The organism is Parazoarcus communis (assembly GCF_003111665.1).
Taxonomy (GTDB): Bacteria; Pseudomonadota; Gammaproteobacteria; order Burkholderiales; family Rhodocyclaceae; genus Parazoarcus; species Parazoarcus communis_B.
Genome location: NZ_CP022188.1, coordinates 4,836,535 through 4,852,289, shown reverse-complemented (window position 1 = coordinate 4,852,289; position 15,755 = coordinate 4,836,535). Strand labels below are relative to the sequence as shown.

The window sequence follows — 15,755 nt, the reverse complement described above, 5'->3', positions numbered from 1 at the left end:
ATTGCAATGATCCGCTTCCTGCGTCATTTCCGCTATGTGATGAGTGAGAACCCGGTGACGGCCGGGGCCTTCTTCCTGTTCTTTGCCATCGTGCTGATCGCCCTGTTCGGCCCGGCGCTGGCACCGTACGACCCGATCGCCACCAGTGCCGCCAATGCATTGCAGGCGCCGTCGTGGGCGCACCCCTTCGGCACCGACCACCTCGGTCGCGACATGCTGAGCCGTGTGATCGTGGCCACCCGGCTCGATCTCGGCATCGCCCTCGCCGCGGTGGCGCTGTCCTTCTTCGTCGGCAGTGCGCTCGGCTGTGCCGCCGGCTTCTGGGGCGGATGGACCGACCGCATCGTCGGCCGGGTGACGGACACCATCATGGCTTTCCCGCTGTTCGTGCTGGCGATGGGTGTGGTTGCCGCGCTGGGCAACTCGGTGGAGAACATCATCTACGCCACGGCCATCATCAACCTGCCGTTCTACGCCCGGGTCGCGCGCTCGGAAACCAGCATTCGCCGCAACGCCGGCTTCGTGCAGGCGGCGCGCCTGTGTGGCTGCACCGATGTGCGCATTCTGGCAACGCATCTCTTTCCCAACATCCTGCCGCCGATGATGGTGCAGGTCTCGCTCAACATGGGCTGGGCAATCCTCAATGCGGCCGGCCTGTCCTTCATCGGGCTGGGCGTGCGTCCGCCCGATGCGGAGTGGGGAATCATGGTTGCAGAGGGCGCGACCTACATCGTGTCCGGCGAATGGTGGATGGCGCTCTTTCCTGGACTGGCGCTGATGCTGGCGGTGTTCTGTTTCAACCTGCTGGGCGACGGTCTGCGCGACCTGGTCGACCCCCAGCGTCGTACCTGAGGAGCATTCCGTGTCCACTCATCCCCTGTTGTCGGTGGATCGTCTGTCGGTCGAGTTTCGCACCCGGCACGGCGTCGTCCGTGCCCTTGACGAGGTTTCGCTCACGGTCGAGAAAGGTGAAGTGCTCGGTGTGGTGGGCGAGAGCGGCTCCGGCAAATCGGTCACCGCCTATACCGTGCTCGGACTGCTCGATGCCGCCGGCACGGCTGCCGGGGGCTCGGCCAGCTTCGACGGCATGCCGCTGACCGGCGCGTCGGAGGCCGCCTTGCGCGATCTGCGCGGACGCGAGATCTCGATGATCTTCCAGAACCCGCGCGCCGCACTCAATCCGATTCGCACCGTCGGCCGTCAGATCGAAGACGTGCTGGTGCGCCATTCGCAGGCAACCCGGCTGACCGCGCGCGAAAAGGCGATCGAGATGCTCGACAAGGTGCGCATCGTCGACCCCGCCCATCGTTACCACGCCTATCCCTTCGAGCTTTCGGGCGGGATGTGCCAGCGCGTGATGATCGCGATGGCGCTGGCGTGCAATCCGCGTCTGCTGATCGCGGACGAGCCCACGACCGGGCTGGATGTGACCACGCAGAAGGCGACGATGGACCTGATCGCCGACCTGACCCGCGAGCGCAACATGGCGGTGGTGCTGATCACGCACGACCTTGGCCTGGCTGCGGCCTACTGCGACCGTATTGCCGTGATGCAGAAGGGCAAGGTCGTGGAGTCGGCGGCGGTGGCCGACCTGTTCAGACACCCCACCCACCCCTACACCCGCAAGCTGATCGCGGCGTCGCCGGGACCGGAGACCGATCTTTCAGATCTGACCGCGGTGCCCGACGAGCTTGTCGATGGTCTCGTCGGCACGGCCGCCTCGGGTGAAGCGATGGTCTCGGCGGGTGGCAGCGAAGCGCCTGCCGTCATTGCCCATGCGCCGGCGCGCAGCGACACCTTGCTCGAGGTGGTCGATCTGGTGAAGGTCTTTCCGCGCCGCGATACCGGCGGCGGCTGGCCGTGGCGCCGCGCCGATCCGGCCGAGTGCGAGTTTCGCGCAGTGGATGGGATCTCCTTCAGGCTGCAGCGCGGCGAGAGCCTGGGGCTGGTGGGCGAGTCGGGCTGCGGCAAGTCGACGACGTCGAGCATCATTACCCGCCTGCTCGATCCCAGTTCGGGGGACGTGATCCTGGACGGCGAGAACATCACCACGCACCCTGCGGCGCGCTTTGCCAGTCTGCCGCAGCGCATGAAGATCCAGATGGTGTTCCAGGATCCCACCGACAGCCTCGATCCGCGTTACTCCGCGCAGGATGCGATTGGCGAACCCTTGCGCAGGCTCAAGGGCATGCGCGACGGGCGCAAGATCGCCGCGCGAGTCACGCAGCTTGCCGACATGGTCGGCCTGCCGCGCGAGCTGCTGACGCGCTTTCCGCATCAGCTTTCGGGGGGGCAGAAAGCGCGCGTCGGCATCGCCCGCGCGATCGCAGTCGATCCCTTGTTGCTGGTGCTGGACGAGCCGACGTCGGCGCTCGACGTATCGGTGCAGGCGGTCGTGCTGCAGCTGCTCGACCGCCTGAAACGCGAGCTGGGCATGAGTTACATCTTCGTGTCGCACGACCTCAACGTGGTGCGGCTGCTGTGCGAACGGGTAATCGTGATGAACCGCGGACGCATCGTCGAAACCGGGACGGCAACAGAGGTCCTGCGCAACCCGCAGGAGGATTACACCCGCACGCTCATCAACGCGATCCCGCACTTTCAGCCCGAGACCATGGCCTGAACGCCGCGTCACGCCAGCACCCTCCTGCGTCGTTGGTGATGGCGGGGCTGGTGTTTCGCGCGGAGGCGCGGAGAGCGCGGAAGGAAGACAGAATGGTCTTCTCTGCGTGCTCCGCGTCTCCGCGTGAGTCGATTCTTGGACTGATTATGGAAACAGGGTGGGTTGCGCACCTGCTCGCCACTGCGGGTGCTTGCCCATTACGTGGGTGAAGCACGGGCTTGTCGTGATGGTGGTCAGCCAGGCTTGCAGTCGCGGCCAGGGCTGGCCGGCAAACCAGTCGGGGTCGGTGGCGGCGAACTGGCGCACGAAGGGGGCAATCGCCATGTCAGCGAGTGCGGGACGGTTGCCGAACAGGCACACCGTCGCTTCGAGCCGGTGTTCGAGTTCCATCAGGAAGGCGGCTCCCCCGCTGCGATGCTGTGCGGCGTCTGCGCCCGGATAGCGGTTCGGGTGCTTGTAGCGGTCGAGGTGGTGCTTGAAGCCGCCTTCGCTGTTGCTGTCGTTGCGGGCGATGAGCGCCAGCATCCCGTCGAGCGTGCCCGATGGCGGATTCAGCCAGGCTTGCGGGTCGTGCAGGCGCAGCGCCCACAGCATGATGTCGATGCTCTGCTCGATCACCTGGCCGTCGGGCAGGACCAGCACCGGGACTGTGGCCTTGGGCGAGGCGGCGATCAGTTCGGGCGGTTTGTCCCTGAGCACGACTTCGCGCAACTCCACCCGCTGGGCACTGGCTGCAATCGCGAGGCGGGCCCGCATCGCATACGGGCAGCGTCGGAACGAATACAGCAGGGGCAGGGCGCCGTCCCTCACGGCTTGGGGCGTGCCGCCTTGTCGTCGGCGCGCTTCTGTTCTGCGGCCAGCGCTTGCTGGCGGCGGCGTTCGCGCAGTTCGGCCTTGCGTTCTTCGGTCGAGTCGCAGCAATGCGGGCAGCTCACGCCGTCCTCGTAGTGCTCGGAGGCCTGTTCTTCTGCGGTGAGCGGGTAGCCACAGGCAAGGCAGCGGCCCAGCCCGCCAGGCACCAGCGCGTGGCCGACCGAGACGCGGTCGTCGAACACGAAACATTCACCCTGCCAGCTGCTGTCGGCTTCGGGAATGGTTTCGAGGTATTTGAGGATGCCGCCTTCCAGGTGATAGACCGCCTCGAAGCCCTGCATGCGCATGAAGGCGGTGGATTTCTCGCAGCGGATGCCGCCGGTGCAGAACATCGCCACCCTCGGTTTGTCGGCGAGCAGACCGCCGGGTGCGGACTCCTTTTCCACCCAGGCGGGCAGCTCGGAAAAACTGCGGGTGTGTGGATCGACCGCGCCGTCGAAGGTACCGATGGCCACCTCGTAGTCATTGCGGCAATCGACCACCACCACGTCGGGGTCGGCAATCAGCGTGTTCCAGTCCTGCGGCTTGACGTATTCGCCGGCCATGTTGGTGGGCGAGACACCGTCTACACCAAGGGTGACGATCTCGCGTTTGAGCTTCACCTTCATGCGCTGGAACGGGGGCGAGTCGGCCCACGAGGACTTGTGCTCAAGTTCGGCCAGACGCGGGTCTTTGCGCAGCCAGGCCAGCACGGCTTCGATGTCGTCTGGCAGTCCGGCAATGGTGCCGTTGATGCCCTCTTCGGCCAGCAGCAGGGTGCCCTTGACCTGATGGCGGTTGCAGCAATCCAGCAGCGGGGCATGCAGCTCGCGGAAGTCGGGGAGGCGGACGAACTTGTACAGCGCTGCGGTCAGAAAACGGGACATGGGGAGGGCCGGAATGGAATGCGGCCAATTTTAGCCCGGATTGGTGGCCGGCTTGCACCACGATGACGGCGCGCGGCAGGCGGTGGGTGTTCAGTTTCTGAACGCGGCCCAGTGCAGCGCTTCAGGTGCGAAGACGAGCAGCATGGTCAGCGCATAGAGGGAGACAAGCGCAACGGTCAGGCCCAGACGGGCGAGGCTACGGCTGCGTGGGAGGGGCTCGGCGTCGGCGCCGCAGAGGCGGTGAATGAGTGCGGACATGGGGGCAGGGGCGTGGGAGGCGGCCACCATGACCCCTTGCAGGGCAATGATGGCCGTGTGCGTTTAACCGCGGGTCTGACCGTGGCTGTCGGCCGCTTCCATTTCGGCGGTGGTGTTGGCAAGGATGCTCACATCCTTGGTTTCACGGGTGCCGATGCGATGCGGACGCTCGATCAGGAAGTACAGGACCAGGCCGATCACCACTGCATACACGGTGGATTTCGGGTCGGGCATCGCCAGGGTGACCGCAACGATGCCGGCCACGCCGCGCTCGGTTGAGTTCTTCAGCTCTTCCATGCCGACCATGATGCAGATGTAGGCCGTCAGCACCAGGGTGAGCGAGAGCGCGATCGGCAGCACCGGCTTGAACACGCTGACCAGGGGTAGCATGAACAGCGCGATGAAACCGGTGATCCAGAAGGTGCCGCCGCCGCTGTAGATGGAGTCCATCGCCTTGCGGCCGAGTGCATAGCGCTCGGCAACGGTGGCGTGCGCAGCCGTCCACAACGGACCGGCCAGACCGGGCCACGGTGCGAAGAATGCGTGGATGCCGTTACGGATGGCGGTCACCAGGTGAACGCGGGTGATGCCTTCTTCGATCTTCTCGTCTTCACGCAGGTGGTCGACACGCTTGACCAGGGTGAAGCCGACCACGATGTCGCCGAAAGCGATCACGTAGGCAATGATTGCGGTCGGGAGTGCGACGAGGAAGGTGCTGGCGTCGGGCAGGCCGGTAGAGAACACCAGGTAGTTCCACATCAGCTTGAAGTCGGGATTGGTGATGCCCCACTGCACGTCCGGCCACGGGTATTCACCCACTGCCCAGCCGACCAGCATGGCCAGAATCATGCCGGGAATCATGCCGAAGTTGGAGATGCGCTTGGCCCACACGTTGTTCTCGACGATGCTCTTGAACGACAGCGAGAACAGCACATAGGCGGATACGATCGAACCGATGATCAGCGAGATCGGGGTGTTGTCGATACGCCCGCCGACCTTGAGCTCACCCATCATCGCGGCAATACCGGCGCCGATGATGATGCCGGATTTGAGCGAGTTGGGGATGATGGTCACCAGCCGGTTGCCCATGCCGGTAATGCCCAGGATCAGGAAGATCGCGAACACTTCGATCTGCAGCGCGAACAGCGCCTTGATTGCCTCGGGGCCAGGCTCGAAGCCTTGCAGGTAGAGGATCACCACTGGAATCGCGGGGGTGATCCAGCCTGGTACCAGTGGTACCCCGAGCAGGGCGGGCAGCATGTAACCTACACCGGCGATCACGCAGAAGGCGAGCGCGGCTTCGTACGGCATGCCGAGGTATTTCTGCAGCAGCGGAATCATCGCCAGACCGACCACGAACATGATCAGACCCTGGATCATCTCCGGGTATTCCCAGCGATAGTGGATGAAGGGCAGGCGGATCTTGAATGGACCGGCTGGCCAGTAGGGCTGTTCGGCCCCGTGAGGGCGTTGCATGGACACGATGTCTCTCCTCGTCTGTTAAAAGTTGTTTGTTGATGCTGTCGTGCGGGCTTGATTACATGTTCGGGTAGTTGGGGCCGCCGCTGCCTTCGGGTACCGCCCAGTCGATGTTCTGCGTCGGGTCCTTGATGTCGCAGGTCTTGCAGTGCAGGCAGTTCTGGGCGTTGATCTGCAGGCGCGGGCCCTGTTCTTCGCGCACGATTTCATACACGCCGGCCGGGCAGTAGCGCTGCTCGGGGGCCTCGAAATCGGCGAGGTTGGTGACGATGGGCGTCAGCGGATTCTTCAGCCGCAGGTGGCAGGGCTGCTCTTCCTCGTGGTTGGTGGCCGAGATGAAGACCGATGACAGGCGGTCGAAGCTGATCTTGCCGTCCGGCTTCGGATAGACGATCTGCTCGCAGTCGGCCGCCTTCTTCAGCTGGGTGTGGTCGGCATGGTTGCGCAGTGTCCATGGCGCACGGCCGCGGAACAGGAAGGTATCGATGGCGCTGTAGGCGATGCCGCCCCACAGGCCCCAGCGGAAGGACGGGCGGACGTTGCGCACCGAGTACAGTTCGTCCCACAGCCAGCTGGCCTTGAGGCGCTCGGGGTAGCCCGTGACTTCAGTCGCCTTTGCATCGTCGGCCGTCAGGTGCGCGAACAGCGCAGCAGCGGCTTCGATGCCCGACTTCATCGACATGTGGGTGCCCTTGATCTTGGGCACGTTGAGGAAGCCTGCGGTGTCGCCGACCAGCATGCCGCCCGGGAACGTGAGTTTGGGCAGGGACTGGAAGCCGCCTTCCGACAGCGCACGGGCGCCGTACGACACGCGGCGGCCGCCTTCGAAGTACTTGCGGATCTCGGGGTGAGTCTTGAAGCGCTGGAACTCTTCGTACGGCGACAGCCAGGGGTTGCTGTAATCGAGACCGACGACAAAACCGACCGACACCAGGTTGCCTTCCAGGTGATACAGGAAGGAGCCACCGTAGGTGTCCGACTTGAGCGGCCAGCCGGCGGTATGCACGGTGAGGCCGGGGCGATGGACGGCCGGGTCGACCTCCCACAACTCCTTGATGCCGATGCCGTAGGTTTGCGGGTCGGCGTCGCGGCGCAGGTCGTAGCGCGCCATCAGGCCCTTGGTGAGCGATCCGCGACAGCCTTCCGAAAACACCGTCTGGCGTGCGTGCAGCTCGATACCTGGCTGGTAGTTGGGGCCTTGCTCGCCGTCGCGGGTCACGCCCATGTCGCCGGTGGCGATGCCACGCACCGCACCGGCTTCGTCGAACAGCACTTCGGCAGCGGCGAAGCCGGGGTAGATCTCCACGCCGAGCGCCTCGGCCTGCTCACCCAGCCAGCGGCAGAAGTTGCCCAGGCTGACGATGTAGTTGCCTTCGTTGTGCATCTGCGGCGGCGTGGGCAGTTTGCGTGCACCCTTCTCCGACAGCAGCATGAAATGGTCTTCGGTGACCGGGGTGTTGAGCGGGGCGCCGCGTTCCTTCCAGTCGGGGAACAGTTCATTGAGCGCGCGCGGCTCGATCACCGCGCCGGACAGGATATGGGCGCCGACCTCGGAGCCCTTTTCCACCACGCACACCGACAGTTCGCGCCCGGCCTTTTCGGCAAGCTGCTTGAGCCGGATCGCGGTGCTCAGACCAGAGGGGCCTGCGCCAACGATGACGACATCGTATTCCATGCATTCGCGGCTCATCAGAACAGCTCCTCAGGCAGTGCCAGCACCGATTCGGCACCATTGACGATGGCGTCGCGCAGGCTGTTGGCTTCGGGCAGCACGTGCTCGACGAAGTAGCGTGCGGTAACGAGCTTGGCGCCGTAGAAGCCGGCATCCGGCCCCTGCATGCGCTCGATCGCAATTGCGGTGCTGCGTGCCATCAGCCAGGCGCCCGCTACCGTGCCGGCGAGCTTGAGGAAAGGCACGGCACCGGCTGCGGCCGCCTGCGGGTTGCGTTCGTAGTTGGCCAGCAGCCAGTCGGTGGCTTCGCGCAGGGCCAGGATGCCCTTGCCAAAGGACGCGCCGATCTTCTGCAGCTGGCTGTCGGCGTGCGCTTCGAGTTGAGCCCGGGTTACGGACATCTCCTCGATCAGGGCTGCCATGGCGTGGCCGCCTTCGCGGGCCACCTTGCGTCCGATCAGGTCATTGGCCTGGATCGCGGTCGTGCCTTCGTAGATGGTGGTGATGCGGGCGTCGCGCATGTGCTGGCAGGCGCCGGTTTCTTCGATGAAGCCCATGCCGCCGTGTACCTGGATACCGTTCCAGGTCACGCTCTGAGCGGTTTCGGTGCACCAGCCCTTGACCACCGGGGTGAGCAGTTCGAGCCGGCTCTGGTTGTCCTTGCGCACGTTCTCGTCGGCGTCGCTGCGGGCGCGGTCCATGCAGCCGGCAACGTAGTAGGCGAGGGCGCGTGTGGCCTCGGTGCGGGCCTTCATGTCCATCAACATGCGACGCACGTCGGGGTGATGCAGGATGGGCCGGGTTGCGCCCGACTTGTCGCCGATGATGCGGCCCTGCACGCGTTCGCGGGCATAGCCGAGCGCGGCCTGATAGGCGCGTTCGGCAATCGCCACGCCTTCAAGGCCGACGTTGAGGCGGGCATGGTTCATCATCGTGAACATGTACTCGAGGCCACGGTTGGGTTCGCCCACGAGGTAGCCGATCGCGCCTTCCTTCTCGCCGAATACCATGACGGCGGTCGGGCTGGCGTGGATGCCCATCTTGTGCTCGATCGATGCGCACACCAGGTCGTTGCGGGCGCCGAGGCTGCCGTCGGCATTGACCAGGAACTTGGGCGCGACGAAGAGCGAGATGCCCTTCACCCCCGGCGGTGCGTCGGGCAGGCGTGCGAGCACGAGGTGGATGATGTTCTCCGCCATGTCGTGCTCACCCCAGGTGATGAAGATCTTGGTGCCGGAGAGCGCGTAGCTGCCGTCACCGCGCGGTTCGGCCTTGCTGCGTACCGCAGCGAGGTCGGAGCCGGCCTGGGGCTCGGTCAGGTTCATGGTGCCGGTCCACTTGCCGGACACCATGTTGGGGAGATAAGTCGATTTCAGTTCGTCGCTGCCGTGATGGGCAATGGCTTCAACCGCACCCAGGGTCAGCATCTGGCACAGCGAGAACGACATGTTGGCCGACTTCCACATCTCCAGCACGGCGGTGGATACCGTGACCGGCAGTCCCTGGCCGCCGAACTCGGTGGATGAGGGCATGCCGTTCCAGCCGGTGTCGCAGAACACCTCGTAGGCTTGCTTGAAACCGTCGGCGGTGCTGACTTCGCCGTCGCGCCAGGTGTTGCCCTGACGATCGCCCGGGGCGTTGATCGGCGCCAGCACTTCGGCTGCGAACTTGCCGGCTTCGTCGAGAATGGCCTCGACGAGATCGGCGCTGACATCCTCATTGCCCGGCAGCGAGTAGATGTCCTCGAGTCCGGCGAGTTCGTTCATTGCGAACAGCATGTCGCGTACGGGAGCGGTGTAAGTGGTCATGTGCGTGTTCCTTGTGTCGTTGGGTGCAGGCCTGGCACGCCGCAGTGCGCGGTGGCACGGCGGCGGAGCGCGTCAGCCGATTGCCGAAGCGGATTTCGCCTGATCGCGCAGCACGAATTTCTGGATCTTTCCGGTCGAGGTCTTGGGCAGGACGCAGAACTCGATGTGCTTGGGCACCTTGTAGCGGGCCAGATGCTCGCGGCAGTGGGCGACGATGTCGTCGGCGGTGACGTTGGCGCCTTCCTTGACCTCGATGAAGGCGGCGGGCACTTCGCCCCATTTCTCGTCGGGGCGTGCGACGACGGCTGCGGTCATGACCGCGGGGTGGCGATACAGCACCTCCTCGACTTCAAGCGACGAGATGTTTTCGCCGCCGGAGATGATCACGTCCTTGGAGCGGTCCTTGATCTTCACGTAACCGTCCGGATGCATCACCGCGAGGTCGCCGGTGCGGAACCAGCCACCGGCAAAGGCCTCGGCAGTGGCCTTCGGGTTTTTCAGGTAGCCCTTCATCACCAGATTGCCGCGGAACATGATCTCGCCCATGGTCTCGCCATCGGCGGGCACCGGTTGCAGGGTGTCGGTGTCGAGCACGGTGATCGCTTCCTGCATGTGGTAGCGCACGCCCTGGCGGCCATTGCGCTCGGCACGCTTGTCGATCGGCAGCGCATCCCATTCGGGGTGCTTGGCGCAGACGGAAGCCGGGCCGTAGGTTTCGGTCAGTCCATAGACATGGGTGATGTCGAAGCCGATGCGCTCCATGCCTTCGATGATGGCGGCCGGAGGTGCAGCGCCGGCGATGAGGGCCGACACCTTGTGCTCGATGCCCGCGCGCAGGGCTTCGTTGGCGTTGATCAGCATGCCGTGCACGATGGGTGCGCCGCAGAAGTGCGTGACCTTGTGCTTGCGGATCAGCTCATAGATCAGCGCCACGTCGATCTTGCGCAGGCACACATTCACGCCTGCATTGGCGGCGATGGTCCAGGGGAAGCACCAGCCGTTGCAGTGGAACATCGGCAGCGTCCACAGATACACCGCGTGCTGCGGCATGCCCCAGCTGATGATGTTGGAGGCGGCGTTGAGGTAGGCGCCGCGGTGGTGGTAGACCACCCCCTTGGGGTTGCCGGTGGTGCCCGAGGTGTAGTTGAGGGCGATTGCGTCCCACTCGTCTGCGGGCAGCTTCCACTCGAAGTCGGGCTTGCCGGTGTCGAGGAAGGATTCGTACTCGATCGAGCCGAGGCATTCGGTGGAAGGATATTCCGGGTCGAGCGCATCGATGATCAGCGGCTTCTCGCCTTCGAGCCTGTCGAGGGCGGGGCGGACGATCGCTGCGAATTCGGGGTCGGTGATCAGCACCTTGGCCTCTCCGTGCGACAGCATGAAGGCGATCGCTTCCGGGTCGAGGCGGGTGTTGAGGGTGTTGAGCACGGCGCCAGTCATCGGCACACCGAAATGCACCTCGACCATGGCGGGCACGTTGGGCAGCATGACGGCCACCGTGTCGCCGTGGCCGATACCATGCTGGGTGAGGGCGCTTGCCAGACGGCGGCAGCGCTCGTAGGTTTGCTTCCAGGTGAACTGGCGTGCGCCGTGAATCACGCTGACACGGTCGGGATATACATAGGCGCTGCGCTCGATGAAGCTCAGGGGCGACAGCGGTACAAAGTTCGCTGCATTCTTGTCCAGGCCCTGCTCGTAAGGATTGTTCGACACCCTTTGCTCCTCCATGACGTTTTTATGGAATACCTTGCCGGTGGTCCGGCGGTCACCGCGCGTCTGAAACCCCGAAACTGCCAGGCAAGCTGGCTGGCAGTGGTCGATCTGCGCCGCGGGAGCAGAATGACAAACAAACTTGTCGCCAATTTCGAGGAAATGTACTGAATCTTGTCGGCGCTGCCCTGGGGCTTGCTGGCCGACTAGAATCAGTCCGTACCCGGAAAATACGGGGGTGCAGGAATGAGTGAATCGGCATGACATCAGGGCAGGTTCCAGCCGTGGCTGGGGACACGAACAAACCGGTAATCAGTGACCGTCGCTATCGCGAGATGACGGCTGCGGGGCTCGATCTGCTCGACCAGGGGGTGACGGTTTTCGACCGCAATCTGCGTCTGGTCGCGTGCAATCGCACTTTCCTGCGCCTGCTCGACTTCCCCGATACGATGGCCGAGCCCGGGCTGCCATTCGAGGCTTTCATCCGCTACAACGCCGATCGCGGCGAGTACGGGCCGGGCGACCCCGACGTCCAGGTCAGCGAACGGGTAGAGGCTGCGCGTGCGTTCAAACCGCACGAAACCCGGCGCCGCCGTCCGGATGGCACGCTGTTGCTGATCCGTGGATTCCCGCTGCCACACGACGGTTTCATCGCGCTGTACTCGGACATCACCGAACTCGATGCGAAGCAGACCCAGATCGAACGTCAGCAGATCGAGCAGGAGGCTGCCATCGAGCGCCGCACCGCCGAGCTGACCCGGGCCAATGCGGAACTCACCGCCGCCATCGAGGACAACCGCCGGATTACCGCGGCGCTGCGTTTCAGCGAGGCCAGGCTACGCCAGATCACCGACACGATTCCGGCGCACATTGCCTACTTCGACAATCAGTGGATCTATCGTTACGCCAACCGCAGTTATGCGGAGTGGTTCGGGTGGACCAGCGAAACCATGGCAAACCAGCCCATCCGCGAAGTGATCGGGCTGCAGGTGTTCGAGGCCGTGGAAGACGCGGTGGGGCGGGCGCTCGACGGAGAGGAGGTGTCCTACGAGTACTCGCTCACCGCGCCGGATGGCATGACGCGCTTCGCCCGCAGCACGCTTGTGCCCGACGTGGGGCCGGACGGCGAGGTGATCGGCTGCTTTGTCCATGCGGTCGATATCACCGAACAGCGGCGCACCTTCAGCGCGCTGGCGCAGGCGCAGAAGATGGAAGCCATCGGCCAGCTCACCGGTGGTCTCGCGCACGACTTCAATAACATGCTGACGGTGGTGATGGGCAATCTCGCCGGGCTGCGCGAGACGCTTCCCGGTCATCCGGTGATCGACGAGTTTGTCGATCCGACGCTGGAGGCTGCGGAGCGCGGCTCCACGCTGATCAAGCGCCTGCTCACCTTTTCGCGCCAGCAGCCGATGGCGCCCGAGCCGGTGGAGGTCAACGAGCTCGTCCTGAGCATGGCGCGCCTGATCCGGCGCTCGGTGCCGGGCAATATCTCCATCCTCACCCAGTCGAAAACCGATCAGCTGGTCGCCATGGTCGATGCGCACCAACTCGAGAGCGCCCTGCTCAATCTGGCGCTCAATGCACGCGATGCGATGCCGAACGGCGGCGCGCTGTGCATCGAGTCTTCGCTCGAACCATTGGGGCGGGCGGAGGCGGCCGACCTCGAGCTGCCGCCCGGCAACTATGTGCAGATCGCGGTGAGCGACAACGGCATGGGCATGGACGGTGCGACCGTCGCCCGCGTGTTCGAGCCCTTCTTCACCACCAAGAAATTCGGCATGGGCAGTGGCCTGGGCATGGCCATGGTGTACGGCTTTATCAAGCAGTCCGGCGGCGGCGTGCGGATTCGCAGCCGCCAGGCGGTCGGTACCACGGTGGCGCTGATCCTGCCGTGCGCAGCACGCCCCGCCGTGACCTTGCAGCTGGATGCGCCGGCCTCTGTCGGGATGGACCTCAAGGACCGCCTCGTGCTGCTGGTCGAGGACGATGACGATGTGCGCAAGGTGGTGCGAAAGCAGCTGGCTTCGCTCGGGTGCACCGTGCTGGAGGCGGAAAGCGGAAACGAGGCGGCCGACATGGTGGAAAACGTCGCGTCGATCGCGCTCGTGCTGTCCGACGTGGTCATGCCCGGCGGCATGGACGGACGCGCGCTGGCGCGTTTCGTGAGACGCTTCCGTCCCGATCTTCCGGTGGTGCTGATGAGCGGTTACGCGAGTTCGGAGCCGGGGCGCAGAGGCGATGATGACGTCCCGATGCTGGACAAACCCTTCAGCCGCGATAAGCTTGCGGCAGCGCTCACATCCTTGGGGCGCTAGACGGGTACATCGACAGAAGAAAATACGGGGGCTGGATGCAGGTCAAGGATAGCGTGCTCATCCATGTGGTCGAAGATGACGCAACTGTTGCACGACTGATTGAAGGCGCCCTGCAGCGTTTTGGTTATGAGTGCGAGGTGTTTCGAACCGGCAGTGATTTCCTGCGCCGGCTGAGGGGGCAGCAACCCAAGCTGTGCATTCTCGATCTCGGACTGCCGGACATGGATGGCATGGAGGTCTTGCAGCAGGTGCGCGCGCGGCATCGCTTCGGCCTGCTCATCGTCACCGGCCGGACCGATACCTCGGACCGGGTGATGGGGCTGGAACTGGGCGCGGACGATTACGTGCTCAAACCCTTCGAGCCGCGCGAACTCATTGCCCGTGTGCGCAGCGTGCTGAGACGCTATGAGCCGGCGCAGCCCGACCTTGCGCTGGGCGCGGCCAAGGTCGCGCAGTTTGCGGGCTGGCGCTTCGAGCTCGGCACGCACCGGCTGATCAGCGCCGACGGCAGGGAAGACACCCTTGGTCTGGCCGAAGCACAGCTGCTGATCACGATGCTCGAGCATCCCAACCAGATTCTGTCGCGTGAGCAGCTGCTCAGCGGACGCGATGTGTCGGCGCTCGATCGCAGCATCGACCTGCGGGTGTCGCGCCTGCGCCGCCGGCTGGAGGAAAACCCGCAACGCGCCAAGGTGATCAAGACGGTGTACGGCGCGGGCTACCTGTTTGCATCGACGGTGAGCTGGAAGTAGTTCTGCGCGCGGATCAGCTCTGCCACAGCATCCGGATGGACAGCACGATGCTCAGAAAGCAGATGATCCAGAACACGATCGGTGCGGCGCCGCCCTTGAACTTGACGCCCGCCATCTCGAACTCCAGCGGCCCGGTCGAAATCCGCAGAATGAGGGTGACGAACAGCGCGCCCAGCCCGGCCATGGGCAAACCCACCAGCACCGGAAACTGCTCGCGGATCAGATCACGCCAGTAGGTGCCCGGGGTTTCATGCACGGACACGAGCTTCATCAAGGCGTAGGAGCCGAAGCCGATCAGGATGACCACGACCACCCAGCTTGCGACTGCCTGAAATTTGCGCGTGTGCGCATCGGGTTCCTGAAGCGCATGGGTTTCGCGGTCGAGGTCCGGCATATCCTTGTCCATGTACGTGAGCCTTCACAGTCGATATTCGACGGTGCCGCAAACACATGCTTCGGGCATGCATGAAAATGTCTTCCGCTTCAGCGCCCGGCGTGAGCGCGAAGCACGGCACTGCGCGTCGGGTGTGCCTCTGGAGCATAGGTGCTCATCCCCGCAGCCGCAAATGTCATTTCCCTGACGCGATGTCGGCGGGGAGGGGCAGATGGCCGGTCTTGACAAGGATGGTGCAGCCCTCGCGGCTGAAGGGTTCGTGCTGGCTCAGGTGAGGGCTGCGTATCCAGGTGTCCGCAGGGTAGCGTCCGAATTCATCCTCGAATACGCCGTCGATGACGAAGATTTCCTCGCCGCCGTAGTGACGGTGCGGGTTGAAGCAGGTCCCCGGTGCCCAGCGCACCAGCGCCGTGTGCTCGGTACCGAACTCGGCAAGCGGTAGCACTGACAGGCCGGGCACAAGCCCCGGATACCAGGTCGCGGTCGTGGTATCGATCGCCAGATGGGCCTGATCCGCCGGGTTGATGTGACGCAGTTTCACGAACAGCACGCAGCCCGTGGCCGAGTGCGGCGCGTGCGACGACCCCGGGGGATTGCGCAGATAGGTGCCCGCGCCGTAGTCGCCAGATTCGTCACTGAATGTGCCCTCGAGCACGAAGATCTCCTCGCCCAGCTCATGCAGGTGGCGCTCGAACCTTGCCCCGGGCAGGTAGCGGACGATCGAGGTCGCGCGCGCCACCTCGTCGCCATCGCGCTCAAGCATCCGCCGCTCGACGCCACCAGCGGGAGATCTGACCCAGGGCAGGTCCTGATGTTGTACGACGGCGCGCAGGGAGAAGTCCGCGTTGATGTGCATGGAAAATATCCGCTTTGTGGCTCTCTGACAGGAACGTCACTGTACCAAAGGGGGTAGTGGCACGCGGAGGCGCGGAGGACGCGGAGAAGCACGACTGCACGAGTTGTCCTCTGTGCCTCTGCGCGAAACAGCCGCCGTTTCAATCA

General features: G+C 64.5%; 14 protein-coding genes. 5 read left to right on the top strand and 9 right to left on the bottom strand.

Going from position 1 to position 15,755, the window contains the following annotated elements:
* Positions 1–6: 6 nt before the first annotated feature.
* On the top strand, positions 7–852 hold the full coding sequence (locus CEW87_RS22125; protein WP_108949096.1) for an ABC transporter permease: 846 nt from the start codon (positions 7–9) through the stop codon (positions 850–852).
* A gap of 10 nt (positions 853–862) precedes the next feature.
* Entirely contained in the window at positions 863–2,623 is a 1,761-nt protein-coding gene (locus CEW87_RS22120; protein ID WP_108976772.1) for a dipeptide ABC transporter ATP-binding protein, read from the top strand.
* A gap of 144 nt (positions 2,624–2,767) precedes the next feature.
* Here the strand turns inward: CEW87_RS22120 and CEW87_RS22115 are convergent, their stop codons facing one another.
* The 7 genes from CEW87_RS22115 to CEW87_RS22085 form a co-directional block, all read right to left on the bottom strand.
* Complete coding sequence (locus CEW87_RS22115) at positions 2,768–3,433, bottom strand: glutathione S-transferase (RefSeq protein WP_108976770.1); 666 nt, start codon at positions 3,431–3,433, stop codon at positions 2,768–2,770.
* Positions 3,430–4,362, bottom strand: a complete 933-nt coding sequence (locus CEW87_RS22110) for a rhodanese-related sulfurtransferase (RefSeq protein ID WP_108976768.1) — start codon at positions 4,360–4,362, stop codon at positions 3,430–3,432. The genes CEW87_RS22115 and CEW87_RS22110 overlap by 4 nt, the downstream gene beginning before the upstream one ends.
* Positions 4,363–4,452: 90 nt before the next feature.
* The gene (locus tag CEW87_RS22105) at positions 4,453–4,620 is read right to left on the bottom strand and encodes a hypothetical protein (protein WP_159098237.1); all 168 of its coding nucleotides are present in this window, start codon (positions 4,618–4,620) and stop codon (positions 4,453–4,455) included.
* A 63-nt stretch (positions 4,621–4,683) separates the two neighbouring features.
* Entirely contained in the window at positions 4,684–6,096 is a 1,413-nt protein-coding gene (locus CEW87_RS22100; RefSeq protein ID WP_234421775.1) for a solute carrier family 23 protein, read from the bottom strand.
* 61 nt (positions 6,097–6,157) lie between these two features.
* Positions 6,158–7,789, bottom strand: coding sequence for an electron transfer flavoprotein-ubiquinone oxidoreductase (locus tag CEW87_RS22095; RefSeq protein WP_108976762.1), 1,632 nt, complete (start codon positions 7,787–7,789; stop codon positions 6,158–6,160).
* Positions 7,789–9,579: an acyl-CoA dehydrogenase gene (locus CEW87_RS22090; RefSeq protein WP_108976760.1), complete on the bottom strand. Its 1,791-nt coding sequence runs from the start codon at positions 9,577–9,579 to the stop codon at positions 7,789–7,791. Before CEW87_RS22090 ends, CEW87_RS22095 begins: the two co-directional genes overlap by 1 nt.
* Before the next feature lie 72 nt (positions 9,580–9,651).
* Complete coding sequence (locus CEW87_RS22085; RefSeq protein WP_234421619.1) at positions 9,652–11,292, bottom strand: acyl-CoA synthetase; 1,641 nt, start codon at positions 11,290–11,292, stop codon at positions 9,652–9,654.
* A 24-nt stretch (positions 11,293–11,316) separates the two neighbouring features.
* On the opposite strand from CEW87_RS22085, the gene CEW87_RS22535 reads away from it, so the two are divergent.
* The 3 genes from CEW87_RS22535 to CEW87_RS22075 all read left to right on the top strand — a co-directional run bounded on the left by CEW87_RS22535 (position 11,317) and on the right by CEW87_RS22075 (position 14,359).
* Positions 11,317–11,460: a hypothetical protein gene (locus tag CEW87_RS22535; RefSeq protein ID WP_159098236.1), complete on the top strand. Its 144-nt coding sequence runs from the start codon at positions 11,317–11,319 to the stop codon at positions 11,458–11,460.
* A 113-nt stretch (positions 11,461–11,573) separates the two neighbouring features.
* Positions 11,574–13,607, top strand: coding sequence for a PAS-domain containing protein (locus CEW87_RS22080; protein WP_420094123.1), 2,034 nt, complete (start codon positions 11,574–11,576; stop codon positions 13,605–13,607).
* Positions 13,608–13,642: 35 nt separating this feature from the next.
* On the top strand, positions 13,643–14,359 hold the full coding sequence (locus CEW87_RS22075; RefSeq protein WP_108976756.1) for a response regulator transcription factor: 717 nt from the start codon (positions 13,643–13,645) through the stop codon (positions 14,357–14,359).
* A 13-nt stretch (positions 14,360–14,372) separates the two neighbouring features.
* On the opposite strand, the gene CEW87_RS22070 is transcribed toward CEW87_RS22075, so the two are convergent.
* The gene (locus tag CEW87_RS22070; protein WP_199917091.1) at positions 14,373–14,765 is read right to left on the bottom strand and encodes a hypothetical protein; all 393 of its coding nucleotides are present in this window, start codon (positions 14,763–14,765) and stop codon (positions 14,373–14,375) included.
* A gap of 163 nt (positions 14,766–14,928) precedes the next feature.
* Positions 14,929–15,609, bottom strand: coding sequence for a cupin domain-containing protein (locus tag CEW87_RS22065; protein WP_108976754.1), 681 nt, complete (start codon positions 15,607–15,609; stop codon positions 14,929–14,931).
* Between the last annotated feature and the right edge of the window lie 146 nt (positions 15,610–15,755).